The sequence below is a fragment of the Streptomyces tamarix genome (assembly GCF_032423885.1).
In the GTDB taxonomy this organism is placed as follows: domain Bacteria; phylum Actinomycetota; class Actinomycetes; order Streptomycetales; family Streptomycetaceae; genus Streptomyces; species Streptomyces tamarix.
On the sequence record NZ_JAWCTQ010000019.1, the window covers coordinates 56,512 to 78,099 of the forward strand.

Genomic DNA, 21,588 nt, shown 5'->3' on the forward strand with positions numbered 1-21,588 from the left:
GGTGACCAGGAGCGCGGGGTAGTCGAACGTGCATATTGTGATCATGGGCTGCGGCCGTGTCGGCGCCGAACTGGCGCAGACCTTGGAGCGGCAGGGTCACACGGTCGCCGTCGTCGACCAGGACCCCACGGCCTTCCGGCGCCTCGGTTCCGGCTTCGGTGGACGGCGTGTCACCGGCGTCGGGTTCGACCAGGACACCCTGCGCGAGGCGGGCATCGAGGAGGCCGGGGCGTTCGCCGCGGTCAGCAGCGGTGACAATTCCAACATCATCGCGGCGCGGGTGGCGCGCGAGATGTTCGGCGTCGAGAACGTCGCCGCCCGGATCTACGACCCCCGGCGCGCCGAGGTGTACCAGCGGCTCGGCATCCCCACGGTCGCCACGGTGCGGTGGACCGCCGACCAGATGCTGCGGCGGCTGCTGCCGTCCGGCGCCGAGGAGCTGTGGCGGGACCCGAGCGGCGGGGTGCAGCTCGCGGAGGTGTACATCTCCCCCGCGTGGATCGGCCACAAGGTGAGCACGATCCAGGAGGAGACGGGGGTCCGCGTGGCGTTCCTGACGCGGCTGGGCGAGGCGATCCTGCCGACGTCGCAGACGGTGCTGCAGGACGGCGATCTGGTGCACGTGATGATGCGGACGGACGAGGTCGAGCAGGTCGAGGCGGCCTTCGCCCACGGCCCCGAGGGGAGCGGTCACTGATGCGGGTCGCCATCGCCGGCGCGGGCGCGGTGGGTCGTTCCATCGCGGGCGAGCTGCTGGAGAACGGGCACGAGGTGCTGCTCGTCGACAAGGCGCCGACCGCCATCTCGGTGGAGCGGGTGCCGCAGGCGGAGTGGCTGCTGGCCGACGCCTGTGAGATCACGTCCCTGGACGAGGCGGCGCTGCAGCGGTGCCACGTCGTGATCGCGGCGACGGGTGACGACAAGGTGAACCTCGTCGTGTCGCTGCTCGCGAAGACCGAGTACGGGGTTCCCCGGGTCGTCGCGCGGGTCAACAACCCGAAGAACGAGTGGCTGTTCACCGAGGCGTGGGGCGTGGACGTCGCCGTGTCGACGCCGCGTCTGATGTCGGCGCTGGTGGAGGAGGCGGTGAGCGTCGGCGACCTGGTCCGGCTGCTGCGCTTCAGCCACGGCGACGCGAACCTGGTCGAGCTGACCCTGCCGCCGGAGTCGGCGATCGCCGGTACGCGCGTCGGGGACGTGGCGTGGCCGCAGGACACGTCGCTGGTGACGATCATCCGTGGTTCGCGGGTCCTCACGCCGGGTGCGGAGGAGACGCTGGAGGCCGGTGACGAGCTGCTGTTCGTGGCCGCGCAGGCGCGCGAGGAGCAGTTGGAGGACCTGCTGTCGGTCCGCCGCGAGGACGCCGCGGGCTGATCCGGGCCGCTCCGGCACGGGCGCGCGGGCGCCCCGTTCCGGCAGTCCGCAACTCCGTACGAGGAGGGCCGGGGACCGCGATCGGTCCCCGGCCCTCCTCGTGCGCGTTGCCGGTGTCAGGCCCTGGCTTCGCGCTCCTTCTCGGCGCGCTCGGCCTCCTCCATCTCCGCGAAGACGTCGATCGGCGGCGGCGCCTTCGCGAGGAACACCCACGTCAGGTAGACGGCGAGCAGGAAGGGCGGGATCTTCAGCGCGATGAGGACCCAGCCGAGCTGGGTCGTGTCGGCCCACCAGTACAGGGGGAAGAGGATCGCGCACTTGCCCAGCAGGATGAAGCCCCAGGCGTAGCTGGCCTTGGCGTACGCCTTCTTGCGGCCGGGGTTGCGGGTGCGCCAGGAGAGGTTCTCCTTGAAGACCGGGCCGAGGATCAGCCCGATCAGCGGGACACCGGCCAGCGTCGTGACGACGTACGCGAGGCCCAGGCCCAGCGTGTACAGCATGCCGGGCAGGTAGAAGTCCTTGGCGTTGCCCGTCATCATCGCGAAGACGACGCCGAAGGCGACGCCGAAGACGCCGCTGAAGGCGTGCTTGACGGTGTCGCGGCGGACCAGCCGGACGACGACGAGCAGCAGGGACACCGCGAGCGCCGCGAGGGCGGAGGCGTGCAGGTCCTTGTTGACGGTGAAGATCGTGACGAAGAGGAGGCCGGGCACGACGGTCTCCACCATGCCGCGGACCCCGCCGAACGCGTCGAACAGCGCGGCCTCGGTCACGGCCTTGGCGTCGTCCCGGCCGGCCCGCGCCTCGGCGGCGTCCTGGGCGCGGGGGCCGTCCGGTCCGTCCGGGGCGGTGCCGTGGCCGTCGGGCCCCCAGGGGCCGCCTTCGTCGGTGGTCGGCTTGTCGAGTGACGTCACCGGCTACTCCTGTCCGAGCGGTCGGAGCTCGTATTTCGGATTGAAGAGGACCCTGCGCCCCTGGCTCATGGAGATCCGGCCCGAGGCTATGAGCCTGCGGCCCGGCTCGATGCCCAGGATGGACCGCCGGCCCAGCCACACCACGTCCAGCGGGGCGGTGCCGTCGAAGAGTTCCGCCTCCAGGGCCGGCACTCCGGCCCGCGGGCGCAGGGTGACCGTCCGCAAGGTACCAGTCACCTTCACGATCTGGCGGTCACCGCAGTCCGAGATGCGGGTGCAGCCCGTCGCCTCCGCGTCCTCCTGGAGCTCCTCGGACTCGAGTTCGCCCTGCGAGCTGGACAGGCGGTCCAGCATGCGGCGGAAGCGGCCGCCGGGCCTCTCTGTACGCGGTGCAGCACTCATACGGAAAGCCTACCGGGGCGTTGTTCCGGCGACCCGGTTCCGCCGCCCCGCCGCGCGGTGCGCCGCAGGTCAGCGCTCGAACCGGTAGCCCATGCCGGGCTCGGTGACGAAGTGCCTCGGGTGCGACGGGTCGGCCTCCAGCTTGCGCCGCAACTGCGCCATGTAGACGCGCAGGTAGTTCGTCTCGGTGCCGTACGAGGGGCCCCAGACCTCCTGGAGGAGCTGCTTCTGGCCGACGAGCCGTCCGGCGTTGCGGACCAGGACCTCCAGCAGGTGCCACTCGGTCGGGGTGAGCCGGACGTCCTTGCCGCCCCGGTTGACCTTCTTCGCGGCGAGGTCGACGGTGAAGCCCGCGGTCTCCACGACGGCCACGTCCCCGTCCCCGCCGCCGACCGGCTCGGCGCGGCGCACGGCGGCCCGCAGCCGGGCCAGCAGCTCGTCCATGCCGAACGGCTTGGTGACGTAGTCGTCGGCGCCCGCGTCGAGAGCCTCGACCTTCTCGTCGGAGGTGTGGCGGGCGGAGAGCACGAGGATGGGCACGCGGGACCAGCCGCGCAGGCCCTTGATGACGTCGACGCCGTCCATGTCGGGCAGCCCGAGGTCGAGGACGACCACGTCGGGGTGGCGGTGGGCGGCGAGGGTGAGGGCGGTCGCCCCGTCGGATGCGGAGTCGACCTCGTACCTGCGTGCCTTCAGGTTGATCACGAGGGCGCGTACGATCTGCGGCTCGTCGTCGACCACGAGCACCCGCGTCATGAGGGGCCTGCTTTCTGTAGGGGGCGGGGATCGGCACGGCCGTCCGCGGTACGGGCCCGCGCGGCGCGGAGGGTGAGGACCATGGTGAGCCCGCCGCCGGGGGTGTCCTCCGCGGTCAGGGTGCCGTGCATGGCCTCGGCGAAGCCGCGGGCGACGGCGAGGCCGAGGCCCACTCCGGCGCCGCGCGGGGCGTCGCCGTACCGCTGGAAGGGGGCGAAGATCCGTTCCTTCGCCTCGTCGGGGACGCCGGGGCCGCGGTCGATGACGCGCAGCTCGACGCGGTCGGCGTGGGCGCTGGCGGAGACGAGGACGCGGCTGTGGTCGGGGGCGTACTTCACGGCGTTCTCGACGAGGTTGGCGACGGCCCGTTCGAGCAGGCCGCGGTCGACGGTGACCATGGGCAGCGACTCGGGGACGTCGAGGTCGACGCTGCCCTCGGGGACGCCGCCGAGCGCCATCGGGACGACCTCGTCGAGGTCGGTGACGCGCAGCAGCGGGGTGACGGTGCCGGTCTGGAGGCGGGACATGTCGAGGAGGTTGCCGACGAGGTGGTCGAGGCGGTCGGCGCCGTCCTCGATGCCTTCGAGGAGGTCGGCGCGGTCCTCGTCGGACCACTCGACGTCGTCGGAGCGGAGGGAGGAGACGGCGGCCTTGATCGCGGCGAGCGGGGTGCGCAGGTCGTGGGAGACGGCGGCCAGCAGCGCCGTACGGATCTTGTTGCCCTCCGCGAGCCCGCGGGCCTCCTCGGCCTGGCCGACGAGCCGCTGCCGGTCGAGGACGACGGCGGCCTGCGCGGCGAAGGCGCCGAGGACGCGGCGGTCCTCGGCGGGCAGGACGCGGCCGGTCAGGGCGAGCGCGAGGTGGTCGCCGACGGGCATGTCGACGTCGGCGTCCTCGGGTCGGGCCGGCGGCCGGCCGGGGCCGGCGTGGGCGGCACAGGTCCACGGGGCGCGGTCGTCGGGGCGTTCCAGGAGCGCCACGGACTCCATGGCGAAGGTCTCGCGGACCCCTTGGAGGAGCCCGTCGAGGGTGGTGTCGCCGCGCAGGACGCTCCCGGCGAGGAAGGAGAGGATCTCCGACTCGGCGCGCAGCCGCGCCGCCTGCTGGGTGCGGCGGGCGGCGGTGTCCACGACGGAGGCGACGGACGCGGCGACCGCGAAGAACACGGCGATGGCCACCATGTTCTCCGGGTCGTCGACGGTCCAGGTGCGGGTGGGCGGGGTGAAGTACCAGTTGAGGAGGAGGGAGCCCGCCGCGGCGGAGGCCAGGGCGGGGAGCAGGCCGCCGAGGAGGGCCGCCGCGACGGTGAGCGCCAGGAACAGCAGCATGTCGTTGGCGAGGCCGGGCCCGGTGTCGGCGCCCGCTTCGAGGACCGAGAGCACCCAGGTGAGGAGGCACGGGCCGAGGACGCCGACGCTCCAGCCCCAGGCGCTGCGGACGCGGCTGAGGCGGCTCCGGCGGGCGGCGGGCAGGCCGCGTCCGCGGCCGGCGGCGCCGTGGGTGACGATGTGGACGTCGAGGTCGGGTCCGGAGTCGCGGGCGACGGTTCCGCCGACGCCGGGCCCGAACACGTACTGCCAGCTCTTGCGGCGGCTGGCGCCGAGGACTATCTGCGTGGCGTTGTGGGCGCGGGCGAACTCCAGCAGCGCGGCGGGTATGTCGTCGCCGATGACGTGGTGGAAGGTGCCGCCGAGGTCCTCGACGAGGGTCCGCTGGAGGGCCAGTTCCTTCGGGGAGGCGGAGGTCAGCCCGTCGCCGCGGGCCACGTACACGGCGAGGACCTCGCCGCCGGCGCCCTTCTCCGCGAGCCGGGCGGCGCGGCGGATGAGGGTGCGGCCCTCGCCGCCGCCGGTCAGGCCGACGACGATGCGTTCGCGGGAGCCCCAGATCGTCGAGACGCTGTGGTCCCTGCGGTACTGCTGGAGGTACTCGTCGACGCGGTCGGCGGTCCACAGCAGGGCCAGTTCGCGCAGGGCGGTGAGGTTGCCGGGGCGGAAGTAGTCGGCGAGGGCGGCGTCGACCTTGTCCGGGGCGTAGATGTTGCCGTGGGCCATGCGGCGGCGCAGCGCCTCGGGCGACATGTCGACCAGTTCGATCTGGTCGGCGCGGCGGACGACCTCGTCGGGGACGGTCTCCTGCTGCCGTACGCCGGTGATGGCCTCGACGACGTCGCCGAGGGACTCCAGGTGCTGGATGTTGACGGTCGAGACGACGTCGATCCCGGCGGCGAGCAGGTCCTCGACGTCCTGCCAGCGCTTGGTGTTGCGGGAGCCGGGGGCGTTGGTGTGGGCCAGCTCGTCGACGAGGGCGACGGCGGGGCGCCGGGCCAGGACGGCGTCGACGTCCATCTCGGCGAGGACCGCGCCCCGGTGCTCGACGGTCCGGCGGGGGACCTGCTCCAGGCCGGTCAGCAGCGCCTCGGTGCGGGGCCGGGAGTGGTGCGCGACGAAGGCGACGACGCAGTCGGTGCCGCGTCCGGCGCGGCGGTGGGCCTCGGACAGCATCGCGTACGTCTTGCCGACCCCCGGCGCCGCGCCGAGGTAGATCCGTAGCTTGCCGCGTCCCATCGCCTCATCCTCTTCCGGGCACCGCGCCCGCGCAGCGTCGACCTTACGGCCGGCGGTGAGGCGAAACCGGACGGGGGCGGTGTCCGGGAGGTCCTGCCGGGATTCTGACGCCCTGTGCCCGGTGGCCCGCCCCCTCGCGACGCGGTCAGCGGATCTCGGTGATCTCCGGGCCGCGCTGGAGCTGTCCCATGTCGCCGGAGAAGCGGGAGCCGGCGGGCTGGCCCTCGGTCTGGACGCCCTCGGGGACCATCTGCGCGTCGCTCGGCAGCTTCAGGACGATCGGGTCGCGCGGGGCCATCGGGCCCTCACCGCGTACGACGACCGTGTCCCGGAAGATCTGCTCCAGCAGTCCGGCGGCCTCCGGCTGGACGGCGCCCTGTCCGGAGATGACCCCGCGCAGGAACCAGCGGGGGCCGTCGACGCCGACGAACCGCACCAGTTGGACGCCGCCCGTGCCGTCCGGCAGCTGCACCGGGACCCGGGCGCGCAGCTCCCAGCCGAGGGGGCCCTCGACCTCGTCGATGACGCCGCCCTGCTGGGTGATGCCGGAGGCGATCTCCTCGCGGACCTCGCCCCAGATGCCCTCGTTCTTGGGGGCGGCGAACGCCTGCAGCTGGATCGCGCTGTCCCGCAGGACGACCGTCGCCGCGACGATCGCGTCCCCCGCGACCTCGACGCGCAGCTCCATGCCCTCGACGCCGGGGACGAAGAGGCCGCCCAGGTCGACGCGCCCCTCCTCGGGCTTGGAGACCTCGGAGACGTCCCACGGCCCGTCCGGCCGGGGCGCCGGCGGAAGGTTCACCCGGCGGGGGCCGCCCTCCTCCGCCGCCTCGTCGGTGTCGACCGCGTCGACGACCTGCTCGGCCTCGCTCGCCGCGTTCTCGGCGGCACTGGCCTTCTTGCGACGTCCGAACACGTCACTGTCCTTCCCGGTCGGTTACGACCGCTGCGTATGGATTCCCACCCGTCCAGCCACCCACGGCGGCGTGCCCGCCCGTGGATCCGAAGCCCCCCTCGCCCCGTGCCGAGCCGGGAAGCTCCGCCACCTCGTGGAAGCGGACCTTCTCGACCTGCTGAACGACCAGTTGGGCGATCCGGTCGAACCGTTCGAACCGGACGCTCTCGCGCGGATCCAGGTTGACCACGATCACCTTGATCTCTCCACGGTACCCGGCATCGACGGTCCCCGGGGCATTCACCATCCCGACGCCCAGCCGGGCGGCCAGCCCGGAGCGCGGGTGTACGAAGGCCGCGTACCCGTCCGGGAGGGCGATCGACACCCCGGTGGGGAGGACCGCGCGCTCGCCGGGGGCGAGGTCGACGGCCTCGGTGGTGACGAGGTCGGCGCCGGCGTCGCCGGGGTGCCCGTACGACGGGAGGGGGACCTCGGGGTCCAGGCGGCGGATCAGCACGTCGACAGGGTTGCGCATCAGGGGTTCACCTCGAAGGCGCGGGCGCGCCGGACCTGGTCGGGGTCGTCCATCGCCGCCCGGATCTCCTCCGGGCGGCCGTTGTCGATGAAGTGGTCGACCTTGACTTCGACGAAGAGGGCGTCGGCGCGGACGGCGACGGGTCCTTCGGGACCGCCGATCCGGCCGGTGGCCGTGGAGTAGATCTTCCGGCCGTGGACCGCGGTGACCTCGGCCTCCAGGTGGAGGACGGTGCCGACGGGCACGGGGAGGGCGAAGTCGGTCTCCAGCCGGCCGGTCACGGCGATCACCCGCAGCAGCCAGTTGAGGGAGCCCAGCGTCTCGTCGAGCGCGGTCGCGAGGACGCCGCCGTGGGCGAGTCCGGGGGCGCCCTGGTGGTCGGGGGTGACGGTGAACTCGGCGGTGACGGACACGCCCTCGCCGGCCCTGGCCTCCAGGTGCAGTCCGTGGGGCTGGCCGTCGCCGCAGCCGAAGCAGTACGCGTAGTGGGCCCCGAGGAGCTCGCCCGGGGCGGGCGCGTCGGGGTGCCGTACCGGCGGCCGGGCCCCGTCCGGGGGCGTCAGTGCAGTGCTCACAGCCGCAGACCTTACCCGCGCGGCGGCGCGGCGGTCGCCCCGTGCCAAGCTTGGGTGTATGCAGCCTTCCGACCGCCCTTCGGCCCCGCAGTACGACGAACGACTCACCGCCCCCGGTCCGTGGTGGCTGATCGCCGCCCTGCTGGGGTTGTCCGGGGGCCTGGTGGCCATGCCGCTGGGCGCGGTGCCGATGCTCGGCGGGATCATCGTCGCGGGGGCGCTCGCGGCGATCTGCGTCAGCTCGTACGGCTCCGCGCGCGTGCGCGTGGTGGCCGGTTCCCTGGTCGCGGGGGACGCGCGGATCCCGGTGGAGGCGCTGGGCGAGCCGGAGGCCCTGGACGCCGAGGAAGCGCGGGCCTGGCGCACGTACAAGGCGGACCCGCGGGCGTTCATGGTGCTGCGCGGCTACATCCCGGGCGCGGTGCGCGTCGAGGTGACCGACCCGGCCGACCCCACGCCGTACGTGTACCTGTCGACCCGCGACCCCGAGGGCCTGGCGGCGGCGATCCGGCAGGCGCAGGAGGCGGTGGTCGGCCGCCAGCGGCCGGCGGGCCCGGGGCTCCGGCGGGTCTAGTGGCCGAGCTCCTTGGGGTTCTCCGGCTGCTCCAGCGGGGGCAGGGCGGGGAGGGCGTCCCAGGGGACCTGGCGGGTGCGCAGGTCGTTGCGGATCCGCTCGGCGAGCTTCTTCGTGTCGCGGCGGTTCATCACGGCGCCGACGGTGGCGCCGATCATGAACGGGAGCAGGTTCGGCAGGTTCCGCACGGTGCGCTTCATGATCTGCTGGCGCAGTTCGCGCTTCATCCGGCCGCCCAGGGCCGCGTTCACGGTGGTGGGTTTGGTGACGTCGATGCCGCGCTCCTCCGTCCAGGCCGTCAGGTAGGCCGTGGAGCGCTCCTTGAGGTTGCCGGGCGGCCGCTGGCCGTAGACCTCGTGGAGCTCGGCGATGAGCTTCAGCTCGATGGCGGCGATGCCGGTGACCTCGGCGGCCAGTTCGGCGGGCATCGCCGGGGGTACGGGCAGCGCGGCGGCCGCGCCGACTCCGGCGCCCACCGTGGCCGAGGCCGCCGCGGCGCCCGCGACCAGCTTGTCGGCGAGCTGCTCGGGCCCGAGGCCCGGGAACTGCCCGCGGAGGGTGGCCAGGTCCCGTACGGGAACGCGCGGGGCGTTCTCGATGATCCGGTCGGCCAGGTACGCGAGGCCGGCCCGGGCTCCCGCGCCGCCCTTGCGCACGCCGCGCCGGACGAGGTCCACGCCGCGCGAGCCGGTGGCGGACAGGGACCGGCGGGGCCGGGCGCCGTCGCCGGCGGGTTCGAGCGAGGCCGCGGGACCCCGCCCGCCGTCACGCGCGTCGGGGGAGGGCAGGGGGGCGGAGGGCTCGGCGGGCGCCCCGTGGGCGCCGTCCGCCGGCCCCGGGCCGCCCTGGGAGGTCTCCGGCTTCCCGCGGAAGCCGAGCCTCTTCCTGAACGGGGTCTCGCCTGCCACGACCGACCGCTCCTCAGTCGCAGTCTCGGCAGATCGGCTGGCCGTTCTTCTCCCGAGCCAGCTGGCTGCGGTGGTGCACGAGGAAGCAGCTCATGCACGTGAACTCGTCCGCCTGCTTCGGCAGGACGCGGACGGCCAGCTCCTCGTTGGAAAGGTCGGCGCCCGGGAGCTCCAGGCCCTCGGCGGCCTCGAACTCGTCGACGTCGACCGCGGAGGTCGACTTGTCGTTCCGCCGGGCCTTCAGCTCTTCGAGACTGTCCTGGTCGACGTCGTCATCGGTCTTGCGTGGGGTGTCGTAGTCCGTAGCCATGTCACTCTCCCCCTCTGGGTGTTTGCGGTGTCTCCAGCGCACGTAACGCGTGAGAGGCCGGACTTGTGCCCGACCTGAGGCGGAGATTTTGCCTCACATCAAGGTCTGTTACTCAATCGACACCCAACCGGACCCCTCTTGAGTGATCGGGTTTGGGTGGCGAACGGGACCGTACACGGTCGCCATCGTGCGCTTCACAGGCACCACCCCGTGTACTTCCCGTAATCCGGCCGCCTGGAAACCCGGACTTTTCATGGTTTTAGGGGGCTAAAATTCCTCACACAGGGTGAGGGTCCGGAAGTAAGCCCTTGTGATCGATCACACAGCGCGCCGCGTTCGCCCCCTTCGGGAAATTCCGCGTACAGCGAACACCGGAGATGCACCGAGCGGTGGGTCAGCGCGGCAGCGTGACGCGCATCACGAGCCCGCCGCCCTCACGGGGGACCGCGGTGATCCGCCCGCCGTGGGCGCGCGCCACCGACCGGACGATCGACAGACCGAGCCCGACGCCCCGGTCACTGCCCGTCCGCTCCTCCCGCAGTCGCCGGAAGGGCTCGAAGAGGTTGTCGATCTCGTACGCCGGGACGACCGGCCCCGTGTTCGAGACCACCAGTACCGCCTGGCCGCCCTCGACGGCCGTCGTGACCTCCACCCAGCCGTCCTCGGGGACGTTGTAGCGGACGGCGTTCTGGACGAGGTTCAGGGCGATGCGCTCCAGGAGCACGCCGTTGCCCTGGACGACGGCCGGGACGCGCTCGCCGCGGAACTCCACGCCCTTCGCCTCGGCCTCCCCGCGCACCTGGTCGATGGCGCGGGACGCCACCTCCGCGATGTCGACGGGCTTGCGCTCCACGATCTGGTTCTCACTGCGGGCCAGCAGCAGCAGCCCCTCCACGAGCTGCTCGCTGCGCTCGTTGGTGGCCAGCAGCGCCTTGCCGAGCTCCCGCATCTCCACGGGGGCGGCGGGGTCGGACAGGTGCACCTCCAGGAGGGTGCGGTTGATCGCCAACGGGGTGCGCAGCTCGTGGGAGGCGTTGGCGACGAACCGCTGCTGGGCGGTGAAGGCCCGCTCCAGCCGGTCCAGCATCTCGTCGAAGGTGTCCGCCAGCTCCTTCAGCTCGTCGTCCGGACCGGCCAGCTTGATGCGGCGGCTCAGGTCCGAGCCGGCGACCTGGCGGGCGGTGCGGGTGATCCGGCCCAGCGGGGACAGCACCCGGCCCGCCATGGCGTACCCGAAGGCGAACGCGATGATGCTGAGGCCCAGCAGGGCGAACAGCGAGCGCCGCAGCAGGTCGTCGAGGGCCAGGTCGCGCTGGTGCTGGAGGCAGGCGGCCATGGCGTCGTTGAACTGGTCGGCCGTCACCCCTTCCGCGGGCAGCCGGCACCAGTCGAAGTTCGCGTCGACCTGGCCGGTCAGCAGCCTGAAGGGCAGGTCGTCGGTGCTGATGTAGAGGGCCTGCCGGGTGAGCAGGTAGATGATCGACAGCAGCAGGACCCCGGCGATCAGGAACATGCCGCCGTAGAGCAGGGTGAGCCGTATCCGGATCGTCGGCCGCAGCAGGGGGCGGGCCGGGATCCGGGGGTCCCAGGTCGGTTTGGGGGGTGCCGCGCGTGGTGTGGGCGTGCCTGTCACGGGTCAGATCCGGTAGCCGGAGCCGGGCACGGTGATGATGACCGGCGGTTCGCCGAGCTTGCGGCGGAGGGTCATGACCGTGACGCGGACGACGTTGGTGAAGGGGTCGGTGTTCTCGTCCCACGCCTTCTCCAGGAGCTGCTCGGCGGAGACGACGGCACCCTCGCTGCGCATCAGCACCTCCAGCACGGCGAACTCCTTCGGGGCCAGCTGGACCTCCCGGCCGTCGCGGAACACCTCGCGACGGTTCGGGTCGAGCTTGATCCCGGCCCGCTCCAGGACGGGCGGCAGCGGCACGGTCGTGCGCCGGCCCAGCGCGCGGACGCGGGCGATCAGCTCGCTGAACGCGAACGGCTTGGGCAGGTAGTCGTCGGCGCCCAGCTCCAGGCCCTCGACCCGGTCGCTGACGTCACCGGACGCGGTGAGCATCAGCACGCGGGTCGGCATGCCCAGCTCGACGATCTTGCGGCAGACGTCGTCCCCGTGGACGAGGGGCAGGTCGCGGTCGAGGACGACGACGTCGTAGTCGTTGACGCCGACGCGCTCCAGGGCGGCGGCCCCGTCGTACACGACGTCGACGGCCATGGCCTCCCGGCGCAGTCCGGTGGCCACCGCATCGGCGAGCAGTTGCTCGTCCTCGACGACGAGTACGCGCACGGCGCTGTTCCTTCCTCCGAGCCCGGATCCGGGCAGGTCTTGGACACCGGCGGGATCGCCGGTGTCCTGGCCATCCTCCCCCTTACACGCGTAAACCGGCTGTAAGTCGGCCGGTGGCCGGGCCCGCGGGACGGGTGCGGCCCGACGCGTTCGCGACACTCCCGGGTTTGCGAGGTTTCCGCGGGGCCGCCCTTGGGGAGGACGACTGCACACCCGAGATCACGCCCTGTATGTGGCACGCCACGAGCCGCTCTGTCCCCCAGAGGCGCTGTGCGTGATCCGAACCCACCCTCGGCACACCCCGTGCCAACCGACCCATGACGAGGGGGCGCATCATGGACGCTTTCACCGCAGGACTGCTGCAGCGCATAAGGGCGACGGAAACCGACCTGACGCGGGCGCGGGAGACCGGAGACGACTTCCTGGCCGACGTCGAGCAGGCGGAGCTGGACGACCTCCGCCGCCTGGCGGCGGAACACGGAGTGGAGGTCTCCGTGGTCTCCGCCTGACGACCCGACCGCGAAGGCCCCGGCGTCCCCCTGGGACCCGGGGCCTTCGCGCGCGTACGGACCGGTGCGGCCCGGCGGCGGATCGGGGGCGCCGGGCCCGGCGGCGGGTCGGGCGCGGCGACCGGGCGCGGGCCCGGGCCCCGTCAGTCGTGCCAGGCGCCGAAGTCCTCCAGGAGGGCCTGGAGCGGCTCGAAGACGCCCGGTACCGCCGCCACCGTGAGGTCGTCGGTCTCCGGCCCGCCGGGGCGACCGCCGGTCAGGGCGCCCGCCTCGCGCGCGATGAGCGCCCCCGCCGCCCGGTCCCAGGGGCGGAGCCCCCGCTCGTAGTAGCCGTCCAGCCGACCGGCGGCCACGTCGGCCAGGTCGACGGCGGCCGAGCCGCTGCGGCGGATGTCCCGCACGAGGGGGACCAGCCGGTGGGCCACCTCCGCCTGGTGGGCGCGGACCGTCGTGACGTAGTTGAACCCGGTCGACACGAGGGCCTGGTCCAGGGGCGGGGCCGGCCGGCAGCGCAGCCGCCGCTCCCCCAGACGGGCGCCCCGGCCCCGTACGGCCCGGAACGTCTCCCCCCGCATCGGGACCTCCACGACGCCGACGAGCGCCTCGCCGTCCCGCTCGGCGGCGATGGACACCGCCCACGTCGGCAGGCCGTAGAGGTAGTTCACCGTGCCGTCCAGCGGGTCGACGACCCAGCGGATGCCGCTGGTGCCCTCCGCGGCGCCGCCCTCCTCGCCGAGCAGACCGTCGTGCGGGCGGTGCTCCGCGAGGTGGTCGGTGATCAGCTTCTCGGCGGCGATGTCCATCTCGGTGACCACGTCGATGGGGCTCGACTTGGTCGCGGCGACGCCCAGGTCGGCCGGGCGCCCGTCGCGCAGCAGCGCGCCCGCGCGGCGCGCGGCCTCCAGGGCGACGGCCAGGAGCTCGTCCAGCAGCGGGTCGTCGGCCGGATCGTGCGGCAGCGGATCGGTCACGGGGCCTCCTCAGGCGTACGGGCTGTCGGCGCCGGCCGCGGCGGGCCGCTTGGCGCGGGCGGGGCAGCAGCCGACGGGGCACAGGTCGTGCGAGGGTCCCAGCGCGCCCAGGGCGCACCGCTCGACGGCGGCGCCGCGTTCGGTGGCGGCCCGCTCCAGGAGCAGGTCCCGGACGGCGGCGGCGAAGCGCGGGTCGGCGCCCACGGTGGCCGAGCGGCGCACGGGCAGGCCCAGCTCGGCGGCCTTCGCGGTGGCCTCCGTGTCCAGGTCGTACAGGACCTCCATGTGGTCCGAGACGAAGCCGATGGGCACCATCACGGCGGCCGGGGCGCCCGCCTCGTGCAGCTCCTCCAGGTGGTCGCAGATGTCCGGCTCCAGCCACGGGACGTGCGGGGCGCCGCTGCGGGACTGGTACACGAGCTTCCAGGGGTGGTCGACGCCGGTGCGCTCCCGTACGGCCCCGGCGATGAGGCGGGCCACGTCGAGGTGCTGCCTGACGTACGCGCCGCCCTCGCCGTGTTCCCCGACCGGGCCGGACGTGTCGGCGGCGGAGTCGGGGATCGAGTGCGTGGTGAAGGCGAGGTGGGCGCCGGCGCGGACCGGTTCGTCCAACTCGGCGAGGGAGCTCAGGACGCCCTCGACCATGGGCTCGACGAAGCCGGGGTGGTTGAAGTAGTGCCGCAGCTTGTCGACCTTCGGCAGCGGCAGGCCCTCCGCCTCCAGCGCGGCGAGCGCGTCGGCGAGGTTCTCCCGGTACTGCCGGCAGCCGGAGTACGAGGCGTAGGCGCTGGTGGCGAGGACGGCGATGCGGCGCCGCCCGTCGCGGACCATCTCGCGGAGCGTGTCCGTCAGGTACGGCGCCCAGTTGCGGTTGCCCCAGTAGACCGGCAGGTCGAGGCCGGCGGCGGCGAAGTCCTCGCGGAGGGCGGCGAGCAGCGCCCGGCACTGGTCGTTGATGGGACTGACGCCGCCGAACAGGAAGTAGTGCTGTCCGACCTCCTTGAGGCGCTCCTTGGGGATGCCCCGGCCCCTCGTCACGTTCTCCAGGAACGGGACCACGTCCTCGGGTCCCTCCGGGCCGCCGAAGGAGAGCAGCAGCAGGGCGTCGTACGGGGCGGGGTCACGCTGGTCGGGCACACGCTGATCGGACATGGCTCCGATCCTGCCACCCGGCACTGACGGCGGGGAAACCGCCGTGCGCGCTCCTCCATTCGGCCGTAACCTGTCAAGGCTGTCCATGCGCCTTACCTCGCCGGTCGCCCCCGCCGGCCGTGCCCCACCCCCGCTCCGGAGTGCCCCTTGCCCAGTCCCTATCGTGCGATCTTCGCCGCCCCCGGCACCCTGGGGTTCTCCGCCGCCGGCCTCATCGGCCGGATGCCGCTCGCCATGACGGGCGTGGGCGTCCTGACGATGGTCACGGAGCTGTCGGGCCGGTACGGGCTCGCCGGCCTGCTGACCGGCACGCTGGCGCTGTCGGCGGCGGTGCTGGGCCCGCAGGTGTCCCGGTTCGTCGACCGGTACGGGCAGCGCCGCGTGCTGCGGCCGGCGACGCTGGTGTCCGTGGTGGCCATCGGCGCGCTGGTGCTCTGCGCGCAGGGGGAGCTGCCGGACTGGACGCTGTTCGTGTGCGCGCTGGCCGCGGGCTGCGTGCCGAGCATCGGTGCCATGACCCGCGCGCGGTGGGCGGAGATCTACCGGGGCAGGCCGCAGGAGTTGCACACGGCGTACTCGCTGGAGTCCATCGTCGACGAGGTGTGCTTCATCCTGGGCCCACCCCTCTCGATCGGCCTGTCGACGATCTGGTTCCCGGCGGCGGGCCCGCTGCTGGCCGGGATGTTCCTGCTGGTCGGCGCGTGGTGGCTGACCGCGCAGCGGGCCACCGAGCCGGCGCCCCACCCGGTCGAGAAGCACGGGGCGGCGCGGACGAGCGCGCTGCGCTCCCCCGGTCTGCAGGTGCTGGTGGTGGCGTTCGTCGCGACCGGCGCGATCTTCGGCGCGGTCGACGTGGTGACGGTGGCGTTCGCCGAGGAGCAGGGCCACAAGACGGCGTCGAGCCTGGTGCTCGCGGTGTACGCGGGCGGTTCGTGCCTGGCGGGCGCCGTGTTCGGGATGCTGCGGCTGAAGGGCGCCCCCGCCCGCCGCTGGGTCGTGGGTGTGCTCGCGATGGCCGTGAGTATGATCCCCCTCCAACTGGCCGGGAACCTTCCGTTGCTGGCCGTGGCGCTCTTCGCCGCGGGCCTCGCCATCGCGCCGACGATGGTGACCACCATGGCCCTGGTGGAGGCGCACGTACCGCGCGGCAAGCTCACCGAGGGCATGACCTGGACCGGAACCGGGCTCGCGGTCGGTGTGGCGCTCGGCACGTCGATCTCGGGATGGGTGGTCGCCGTGCACGGAGCGGACGCGGGGTACGCGGTGCCCGGTCTGGCGGGGGTGCTGGCGGCCGCGGTGGCGTTCCTGGGGTACCGCCGGCTGAACAGGCCGGTGCCGACGCGGGAGGGGCAGCGTGCGCAGCAGGACCCTGAGCAGTCTGAGCAACCTGGGCGGTCTCGGCAGGAGGGGCGGCCGGAGCAGGGCGAGCGGCACCTGGCGTAACTGGGCGGGGAACGTCTCCGTCCGGCCCGCGCGGGAGGCGCGGCCGGCGTCCGTGGGGGAGCTGGCGGACGCGGTGCGGAGCGCCGCCGACGACGGCCTGCGGGTCAAGACGGTGGGGACGGGCCACTCGTTCACGTCGATAGCCGCGACGGACGGGCTGCTGATCCGCCCCGACCTGCTCACCGGGATCCGGCGGATCGACCGCGCCTCGATGACCGTGACCGTGGAGTCGGGTACGCCGCTGAAGCGGCTGAACGCGGCGCTGGCCCGGGAGGGCCTGTCGCTCGCCAACATGGGCGACATCATGGAGCAGACGGTCGCGGGCGCGATCAGCACCGGGACCCACGGGACGGGCCGGGACTCGGCGTCGCTCGCCGCGCAGGTCCGGGAGCTGGAGCTGGTGACGGCGGACGGGCGGGTGACGGCCTGCTCCGAGGAGGTGGAGCCGGAGGTCTTTGCCGCCGCCCGGGTCGGCCTGGGCGCGCTGGGCGTCGTCTCGGCGGTCACCTTCGCGGTGGAGCCGATGTTCCTGCTCACCGCGCGCGAGGAGCCGATGGGCTTCGACCGGGTCACGGCCGAGTTCGAGCAGTTGTACGCGGAGAACGAGCACTTCGAGTTCTACTGGTTCCCCCACACGGGCAACTGCAACACCAAGCGGAACAACCGCAGCCTGGGCCCCGCGGACCCGCCGGGCGCGGTGAGCGGCTGGTTCGAGGACGAGTTCCTGTCCAACGGCGTGTTCCAGGTGGCCAACTCCTTCGGGCGGGCCCTGCCCGCGGCGGTCCCGGCGATCGCGCGGCTGTCCAGCCGGGCGCTGTCGGCGCGGACGTACACGGACATCCCGTACAAGGTCTTCACCAGTCCGCGCCGGGTGCGGTTCGTGGAGATGGAGTACGCCGTTCCGCGGGAGGCGGCGGTGGCCGCCCTGCGGGAGCTGAAGGCGGTGGTGGACCGCTCGCCGCTGCGGGTGAGTTTCCCGGTGGAGGTGCGGACGGCGCCGGCCGACGACATCACGCTGTCGACGGCGTCGGGACGGGACACCGCGTACATCGCGGTCCACATGTACCGGGGCACCCCCTATCGGGCGTACTTCACGGCGGCGGAGCGGATCATGACGGCGCACGGGGGCCGGCCGCACTGGGGCAAGGTGCACACGCGCGACGCGGCGTACCTGGCGGAGGCGTACCCCCGGTTCGGGGAGTTCGTGGCGCTGCGCGACCGGCTGGATCCCGACCGTCTCTTCGGCAACCCCTATCTGCGGCGGGTGCTGGGTGACTGACACCGCGCACGGCACCGCCCGAGGGAGCCGCACCTAGCTCCCTTTCGACCGTTTCCTCCCGTCACGCCCTCGTCGGCGAGACCCTGTCGGAGGGTCGATCGCCGGACACCGCGAGAACTTCGGCGGCGCGCCGGTCCACCGACATGGCCCGAATGGAGTACTGTGGCGAACCCTGGGCATCGGTCCCTCACGGATGCCCAGGATCGACGGGAGGGGCCGAAAATGGCACTCGATCCGGCGGCGCCGCCATACCGCACGGGAGCCCGCGACGGAGCGTGACGGTTCGGTCACGTCGAGTTGCGGAATGGGTTACCGTGCCATGACGGCGTTCCAGGGCCCACGCCCGACACGCCGGTCAACTCGGCAAGGTTGTGGCAGGCTGCACCCGGGCAGGCCACACTCGACTAGCGGAAGCAGCGACGCACGTGACGTCGGCAGGCACCACCCGGGAGGTCCCCATGCCCGAACTGCGTGTCGTGGCCGTCTCCAACGACGGCACACGACTGGTGCTGAAGGCTGCGGACAACACGGAGTACACGCTTCCGATTGACGAGCGGCTGCGCGCCGCCGTCCGCAACGACCGTCCCCGACTCGGCCAGATCGAGATCGAGGTGGAGAGCCACCTGCGGCCCCGGGACATCCAGGCGCGGATACGAGCCGGTGCCTCCGCCGAGGAGGTCGCCCAGCTCGCGGGCATCCCCGTCGAGCGCGTCCGCCGCTTCGAGGGACCCGTGCTCGCGGAGCGCGCCTTCATGGCGGAGCGGGCCCGGAAGACCCCCGTCCGCCGCCCCGGCGAGAACGCGGGTCCGCAGCTCGGCGAGGCGGTGCAGGAGCGGCTGCTGCTGCGCGGCGCCGAGAAGGACACCGTGGCGTGGGACTCCTGGCGCCGCGACGACGGCACGTGGGAGGTGCTGCTCGTCTACCGGGTCGCCGGCGAGGTCCACACGGCGAGCTGGACGTACGACCCGCCGCGGCGGCTCGTCCAGGCCGTGGACGCCGAGGCCCGCGCGCTGATCGGCGAGACCGACGACGCGGTGGCCGTGCCGGAGCCGAGCTTCCCGTTCGTCCCGCGCATCGCGCGGCTGCCGCGCGAGCGGTCCGCGCCGCCCGCCCCGAGCGCCGAGCCCGCGGAGGAGTCCGAGCGGGACTCGCTGACCAGCCTCCTGGAGGCGGTGCCCAACTTCCGCGGCGACATGGTCGTCCCCGACCTGCCGACCGGGACGGACGGGGCGGCGGCCGAGCCCGACAGCGAGCCGGACGCCGAGGAGCCCCCGGCCCCCGCCGCGTCGGCCGGCGCCGGCTCGGCGTACGCGGACGTCCTGATGCCCCGCTCGGTGAGCGGCCACCGCGACCGCCTGATCGGCACGACGGACCGCCAGGCGGAGGCCGACGGCGTCCGCCCGGGCCGCCGGGCGGCGGTCCCGAGCTGGGACGAGATCGTCTTCGGCACGCGCCGCAAGAAGCAGGAGTAGCCGGGGCCCGCCCCGCGCACCGGACCCGCGCGGGCCCCCCGCGGCGGGACCCGTACCGGGGTGGATCCGGTGCGCGCGGGGAGGCTCAGCCCCGGTCGGGGCCCGTGGCCACGGGGCGGTTCGGGTCCCGGCTCCACTCGGACCAGGATCCGACGTAGAGCGCCGCCCGGACGCCCGCCGCCTCCAGGGCCAGGGCCTCGTGGGCCGCCGAGACACCGGAGCCGCAGTAGACGCCCACCTCGGGGGCGTCCAGGGCGCCCAGTTCCTCGAACCGCGCCGCCAGTGCCTCCGGCGGCAGGAAGCGGCCGTCCTCGGCGGCGTTCTCCGTCGTCGGGGCCGACACGGCGCCCGGGATGTGCCCGGCGACCGGGTCGATCGGCTCCACCTCGCCCCGGTACCGCTCCCCCGCCCGCGCGTCCAGCAGCAGCCCGGCACGGGCCAGCGCCGCCGCCCCGTCCGCGTCCAGCAGCGGCAGTCCTCCCGGTACGGGGACGAAGTCGCCCGGCACCGGCTCCGGCACCGCCGTCGACAGCCCGCCCCGCCACGCGGCGAGCCCGCCGTCCAGGACCCGCACGTCGCCGTGGCCCGCCCAGCGCAGCAGCCACCAGGCCCGCGCCGCCCCCCAGCCCCGGCCGCCGTCGTACACGACCACCCGCGACCCCGACGACACCCCGGCCGCGCGCATCGCCGCGCCGAACACGCCGAGGTCCGGCAGCGGATGGCGGCCCCCGGCGCCGGGCGCGCCGGCCAGCTCGGCGTCGAGGTCCACGTACACGGCGCCGGGGATGTGCCCCGCCTCGTACGCGGGGCGGCCGGGCGGGCCGCCCAACTCCCAGCGGACGTCCAGCAGGACGGGGCGGGGTCCACCGGGCGCCGGGGACGCCATCTCCGCCGCGAGGTCCGCGGCGGAGACCAGGGGGTGCGAGTCGGTGCTTGCGTTGCGGTTCATACGTGCCATCCTCGCGCAGATACGGGCCCTGCCGGGAGGACTGACGGTGGAAAGCGCGGATGGGAGTCGGAATTTCGGGCATCCTCCTGCCGGATCGCGCCAAACCCCGGCGCGGCCCGGGCGCACCGCCCGGCCCGCGGTGCCAGCATCTGACGAGGCGTGAAACCGCTGCACCGGCGCGGTCCGCGCCCGGTCCCCCCGCACGGCCGCGACGATGGTCCAAGGAGAATGTGACGATGACCGAGGCGACCCGGCGCGAGCCGGGTACACCCTGCTGGGTGAGCTTGATGGTGCGCGGCCTTGACGCGGCGGAGGAGTTCTACGGGGAGCTGTTCGGCTGGGAGTTCCAGCCGGGCCCGTCGCAGCTCGGCCCGTACGTGCGGGCGCTGCTCGACGGCCGGGAGGTCGCGGGGATCGGCCGGCTGCCCGCCGACCGCGACCTGCCGGGCGCCTGGACGGCGTACCTGGCCTCCGACGACGCCGACGGCACGGCCGAGTCGGTCCGCTGCGGCGGCGGGACGGTCGCCGTGGGGCCGCTGGACTCGGGCGACGCCGGGCGGCTCCTGATCTGCTCCGACCCGGCGGGCGCGGTCTTCGGGGTGTGGCAGGCGGCCGCGTTCCAGGGGACCGCGGTGGCGGGCGCCCCGGGCACGCCGGTGTGGAACGAGCTGCTGACGCACGAGTGCGAGCCCGTCGTGAAGTTCTACCGCACGGTCTTCGGCTACGAGCCCGACCCGCTGGGCCCGGACGACCAGGACCGCGTGACCCTCCTCGCGAAGGGGCGGCCCGCGGCGTCGGTGCGCGGGGTCGGCGCCGACCTGCCGCGGGACCGGGGCGCGCACTGGACGACGTGGTTCGAGGTGGCCGACCCGGACGCGGCCGCGCGGCGGGTCGAGGAGCTGGGCGGGAAGGTGCTGCGCGCGCCGCGGGACGGCGTGGAGGGGCGGACGGCGACGGTCGCGGACCCGGAGGGCGCCGTCTTCACGATCGTACGGTCGTCCGGGCGCTGACGGGCGGCTCGACCGCGGCCGGTTCGACGGGCAGGACGTCCGGCGACAGCGCGGCCGCGCGGGCGGTGGCGGCCGTCATCCTGCGCCGGTGGTGGCGTCTGCACAGCACTTCGTACCCGACCTCGTCACCGCTGTCGACGTCCCCGACGACGACCTGGGCCCCCTCGACGACCATCACGCCGCCGACCGTGCGCGCGTTGTGCGTCGCCCTCGCGCCGCACCAGCACAGCGCCTCCACCTGGAGCACCTCCACGCGGTCCGCCAGCTCCACCAGCCGCTGGGAGCCCGGGAACAGCTTGGAGCGGAAGTCGGTGGTGATGCCGAACGCGAACACGTCCAGCTCCAGGTCGTCGACGACCCGCGCGAGCTGGTCGATCTGCTCCGGGGCGAGGAACTGCGCCTCGTCCGCGATCACGTAGTCGCAGCGGCCGCCGCGCGAGAGGTGATCGACGAGGTACGCGTAGAAGTCGAACTCCTCGGCCGCCTCGACGGCCTCGGTGACCAGCCCGAGGCGGGAGGAGAGCTTGCCCGCGCCCGCCCGGTCGTTGCGGGTGAAGATCATGCCCTGGAGGCCGCGCGCGGACCGGTTGTGCTCGATCTGCAGAGCGAGGGTGCTCTTTCCGCAGTCCATCGTTCCGGAGAAGAACACGAGCTCGGGCATGGGGAAGTGACGACCTTTCGGGTCTGCGGCGCGGGCCGGGGC

The 21,588-nt window shown here is 73.8% G+C and carries 23 protein-coding genes; 8 read left to right on the forward strand and 15 right to left on the reverse strand.

What is annotated here, in order from left to right:
* The first annotated feature begins 28 nt into the window (after window positions 1-28).
* Window positions 29-697: a potassium channel family protein gene (locus tag RND61_RS16980; RefSeq protein ID WP_315878813.1), complete on the forward strand. Its 669-nt coding sequence runs from the start codon at window positions 29-31 to the stop codon at window positions 695-697.
* Entirely contained in the window at window positions 697-1,374 is a 678-nt protein-coding gene (locus RND61_RS16985) for a potassium channel family protein (RefSeq protein ID WP_315878814.1), read from the forward strand. Before RND61_RS16980 ends, RND61_RS16985 begins: the two co-directional genes overlap by 1 nt.
* 116 nt (window positions 1,375-1,490) lie before the next feature.
* On the opposite strand, the gene RND61_RS16990 is transcribed toward RND61_RS16985, so the two are convergent.
* The 7 genes from RND61_RS16990 to RND61_RS17020 form a co-directional block, all read right to left on the reverse strand.
* Window positions 1,491-2,288 carry a DUF3159 domain-containing protein gene (locus tag RND61_RS16990; protein WP_315878815.1) on the reverse strand — a complete coding sequence of 266 codons (798 nt, stop codon included), beginning with the start codon at window positions 2,286-2,288 and terminating at the stop codon, window positions 1,491-1,493.
* 3 nt (window positions 2,289-2,291) lie between these two features.
* A complete protein-coding gene (locus tag RND61_RS16995; RefSeq protein WP_315878816.1) occupies window positions 2,292-2,690 on the reverse strand; it encodes an OB-fold nucleic acid binding domain-containing protein in 399 nt (132 codons plus the stop codon).
* Between the two features lie 69 nt (window positions 2,691-2,759).
* A complete protein-coding gene (locus RND61_RS17000; RefSeq protein WP_315878817.1) occupies window positions 2,760-3,446 on the reverse strand; it encodes a response regulator in 687 nt (228 codons plus the stop codon).
* Window positions 3,443-6,013: an ATP-binding protein gene (locus RND61_RS17005; protein WP_315878818.1), complete on the reverse strand. Its 2,571-nt coding sequence runs from the start codon at window positions 6,011-6,013 to the stop codon at window positions 3,443-3,445. The genes RND61_RS17000 and RND61_RS17005 overlap by 4 nt, the downstream gene beginning before the upstream one ends.
* A gap of 145 nt (window positions 6,014-6,158) precedes the next feature.
* Window positions 6,159-6,929, reverse strand: a complete 771-nt coding sequence (locus tag RND61_RS17010) for a DUF3710 domain-containing protein (protein WP_315878819.1) — start codon at window positions 6,927-6,929, stop codon at window positions 6,159-6,161.
* Window position 6,930: 1 nt separating this feature from the next.
* On the reverse strand, window positions 6,931-7,443 hold the full coding sequence (gene dut / locus RND61_RS17015; protein WP_315878820.1) for a dUTP diphosphatase: 513 nt from the start codon (window positions 7,441-7,443) through the stop codon (window positions 6,931-6,933).
* Window positions 7,443-8,018, reverse strand: coding sequence for a PaaI family thioesterase (locus RND61_RS17020; RefSeq protein ID WP_315878821.1), 576 nt, complete (start codon window positions 8,016-8,018; stop codon window positions 7,443-7,445). Before RND61_RS17020 ends, dut begins: the two co-directional genes overlap by 1 nt.
* A gap of 58 nt (window positions 8,019-8,076) precedes the next feature.
* Here RND61_RS17020 and RND61_RS17025 point away from each other — a divergent pair, with 58 nt between their 5' ends.
* Window positions 8,077-8,592, forward strand: a complete 516-nt coding sequence (locus tag RND61_RS17025; protein ID WP_315878822.1) for a DUF3093 domain-containing protein — start codon at window positions 8,077-8,079, stop codon at window positions 8,590-8,592.
* Here the strand turns inward: RND61_RS17025 and RND61_RS17030 are convergent.
* The 4 genes from RND61_RS17030 to RND61_RS17045 all read right to left on the reverse strand — a co-directional run bounded on the left by RND61_RS17030 (window position 8,589) and on the right by RND61_RS17045 (window position 12,100).
* Complete coding sequence (locus RND61_RS17030) at window positions 8,589-9,500, reverse strand: hypothetical protein (RefSeq protein ID WP_315878823.1); 912 nt, start codon at window positions 9,498-9,500, stop codon at window positions 8,589-8,591. The two genes, RND61_RS17025 and RND61_RS17030, sit on opposite strands and share 4 nt — an antisense overlap.
* A gap of 13 nt (window positions 9,501-9,513) precedes the next feature.
* On the reverse strand, window positions 9,514-9,810 hold the full coding sequence (locus RND61_RS17035; RefSeq protein ID WP_010471668.1) for a DUF4193 domain-containing protein: 297 nt from the start codon (window positions 9,808-9,810) through the stop codon (window positions 9,514-9,516).
* Window positions 9,811-10,204: 394 nt separating this feature from the next.
* Window positions 10,205-11,443: a sensor histidine kinase gene (locus RND61_RS17040; RefSeq protein ID WP_315878824.1), complete on the reverse strand. Its 1,239-nt coding sequence runs from the start codon at window positions 11,441-11,443 to the stop codon at window positions 10,205-10,207.
* 3 nt (window positions 11,444-11,446) lie between these two features.
* On the reverse strand, window positions 11,447-12,100 hold the full coding sequence (locus RND61_RS17045) for a response regulator transcription factor (protein WP_315878825.1): 654 nt from the start codon (window positions 12,098-12,100) through the stop codon (window positions 11,447-11,449).
* Between the two features lie 335 nt (window positions 12,101-12,435).
* Here RND61_RS17045 and RND61_RS17050 point away from each other — a divergent pair, with 335 nt between their 5' ends.
* On the forward strand, window positions 12,436-12,609 hold the full coding sequence (locus RND61_RS17050; protein WP_315878826.1) for a hypothetical protein: 174 nt from the start codon (window positions 12,436-12,438) through the stop codon (window positions 12,607-12,609).
* Window positions 12,610-12,752: 143 nt separating this feature from the next.
* On the opposite strand, the gene RND61_RS17055 is transcribed toward RND61_RS17050, so the two are convergent.
* Window positions 12,753-13,580, reverse strand: a complete 828-nt coding sequence (locus tag RND61_RS17055) for an inositol monophosphatase family protein (RefSeq protein ID WP_315878827.1) — start codon at window positions 13,578-13,580, stop codon at window positions 12,753-12,755.
* Between the two features lie 9 nt (window positions 13,581-13,589).
* Window positions 13,590-14,717 (reverse strand): ferrochelatase, encoded by a 1,128-nt coding sequence (locus tag RND61_RS17060; RefSeq protein WP_315878864.1) that lies wholly within the window; start codon window positions 14,715-14,717, stop codon window positions 13,590-13,592.
* A 162-nt stretch (window positions 14,718-14,879) separates the two neighbouring features.
* On the opposite strand from RND61_RS17060, the gene RND61_RS17065 reads away from it, so the two are divergent.
* The 3 genes from RND61_RS17065 to sepH all read left to right on the forward strand — a co-directional run bounded on the left by RND61_RS17065 (window position 14,880) and on the right by sepH (window position 18,926).
* Window positions 14,880-16,175, forward strand: a complete 1,296-nt coding sequence (locus RND61_RS17065) for an MFS transporter (protein ID WP_315878828.1) — start codon at window positions 14,880-14,882, stop codon at window positions 16,173-16,175.
* Window positions 16,120-17,454 carry a D-arabinono-1,4-lactone oxidase gene (locus tag RND61_RS17070; RefSeq protein ID WP_315878865.1) on the forward strand — a complete coding sequence of 445 codons (1,335 nt, stop codon included), beginning with the start codon at window positions 16,120-16,122 and terminating at the stop codon, window positions 17,452-17,454. Before RND61_RS17065 ends, RND61_RS17070 begins: the two co-directional genes overlap by 56 nt.
* A 425-nt stretch (window positions 17,455-17,879) precedes the next feature.
* Window positions 17,880-18,926: a septation protein SepH gene (gene sepH, locus RND61_RS17075; protein WP_315878829.1), complete on the forward strand. Its 1,047-nt coding sequence runs from the start codon at window positions 17,880-17,882 to the stop codon at window positions 18,924-18,926.
* Window positions 18,927-19,011: 85 nt separating this feature from the next.
* On the opposite strand, the gene RND61_RS17080 is transcribed toward sepH, so the two are convergent.
* Window positions 19,012-19,875: a sulfurtransferase gene (locus RND61_RS17080; protein ID WP_315878830.1), complete on the reverse strand. Its 864-nt coding sequence runs from the start codon at window positions 19,873-19,875 to the stop codon at window positions 19,012-19,014.
* Window positions 19,876-20,111: 236 nt separating this feature from the next.
* Between RND61_RS17080 and RND61_RS17085 the strand changes: the two genes are divergently transcribed.
* The gene (locus tag RND61_RS17085; protein WP_315878831.1) at window positions 20,112-20,885 is read left to right on the forward strand and encodes a VOC family protein; all 774 of its coding nucleotides are present in this window, start codon (window positions 20,112-20,114) and stop codon (window positions 20,883-20,885) included.
* Here RND61_RS17085 and RND61_RS17090 read toward each other — a convergent pair.
* Entirely contained in the window at window positions 20,857-21,546 is a 690-nt protein-coding gene (locus tag RND61_RS17090; protein ID WP_315878832.1) for a thymidine kinase, read from the reverse strand. The two genes, RND61_RS17085 and RND61_RS17090, sit on opposite strands and share 29 nt — an antisense overlap.
* Between the last annotated feature and the right edge of the window lie 42 nt (window positions 21,547-21,588).

Excerpts from the sequence above, each read along its gene's own strand:
- RND61_RS16985 (WP_315878814.1), top strand. The coding sequence starts at position 697 with ATGCGGGTCGCCATCGCCGGCGCGGGCGCGGTGGGTCGTTCCATCGCG.
- RND61_RS16995 (WP_315878816.1), bottom strand. The coding sequence starts at position 2,690 with ATGAGTGCTGCACCGCGTACAGAGAGGCCCGGCGGCCGCTTCCGCCGC.
- RND61_RS17000 (WP_315878817.1), bottom strand. The coding sequence starts at position 3,446 with ATGACGCGGGTGCTCGTGGTCGACGACGAGCCGCAGATCGTACGCGCC.
- RND61_RS17005 (WP_315878818.1), bottom strand. The coding sequence starts at position 6,013 with ATGGGACGCGGCAAGCTACGGATCTACCTCGGCGCGGCGCCGGGGGTC.
- dut (WP_315878820.1), bottom strand. The coding sequence starts at position 7,443 with ATGCGCAACCCTGTCGACGTGCTGATCCGCCGCCTGGACCCCGAGGTC.
- RND61_RS17025 (WP_315878822.1), top strand. The coding sequence starts at position 8,077 with ATGCAGCCTTCCGACCGCCCTTCGGCCCCGCAGTACGACGAACGACTC.
- RND61_RS17035 (WP_010471668.1), bottom strand. The coding sequence starts at position 9,810 with ATGGCTACGGACTACGACACCCCACGCAAGACCGATGACGACGTCGAC.
- RND61_RS17050 (WP_315878826.1), top strand. The coding sequence starts at position 12,436 with ATGGACGCTTTCACCGCAGGACTGCTGCAGCGCATAAGGGCGACGGAA.
- RND61_RS17080 (WP_315878830.1), bottom strand. The coding sequence starts at position 19,875 with ATGAACCGCAACGCAAGCACCGACTCGCACCCCCTGGTCTCCGCCGCG.
- RND61_RS17085 (WP_315878831.1), top strand. The coding sequence starts at position 20,112 with ATGACCGAGGCGACCCGGCGCGAGCCGGGTACACCCTGCTGGGTGAGC.
- RND61_RS17090 (WP_315878832.1), bottom strand. The coding sequence starts at position 21,546 with ATGCCCGAGCTCGTGTTCTTCTCCGGAACGATGGACTGCGGAAAGAGC.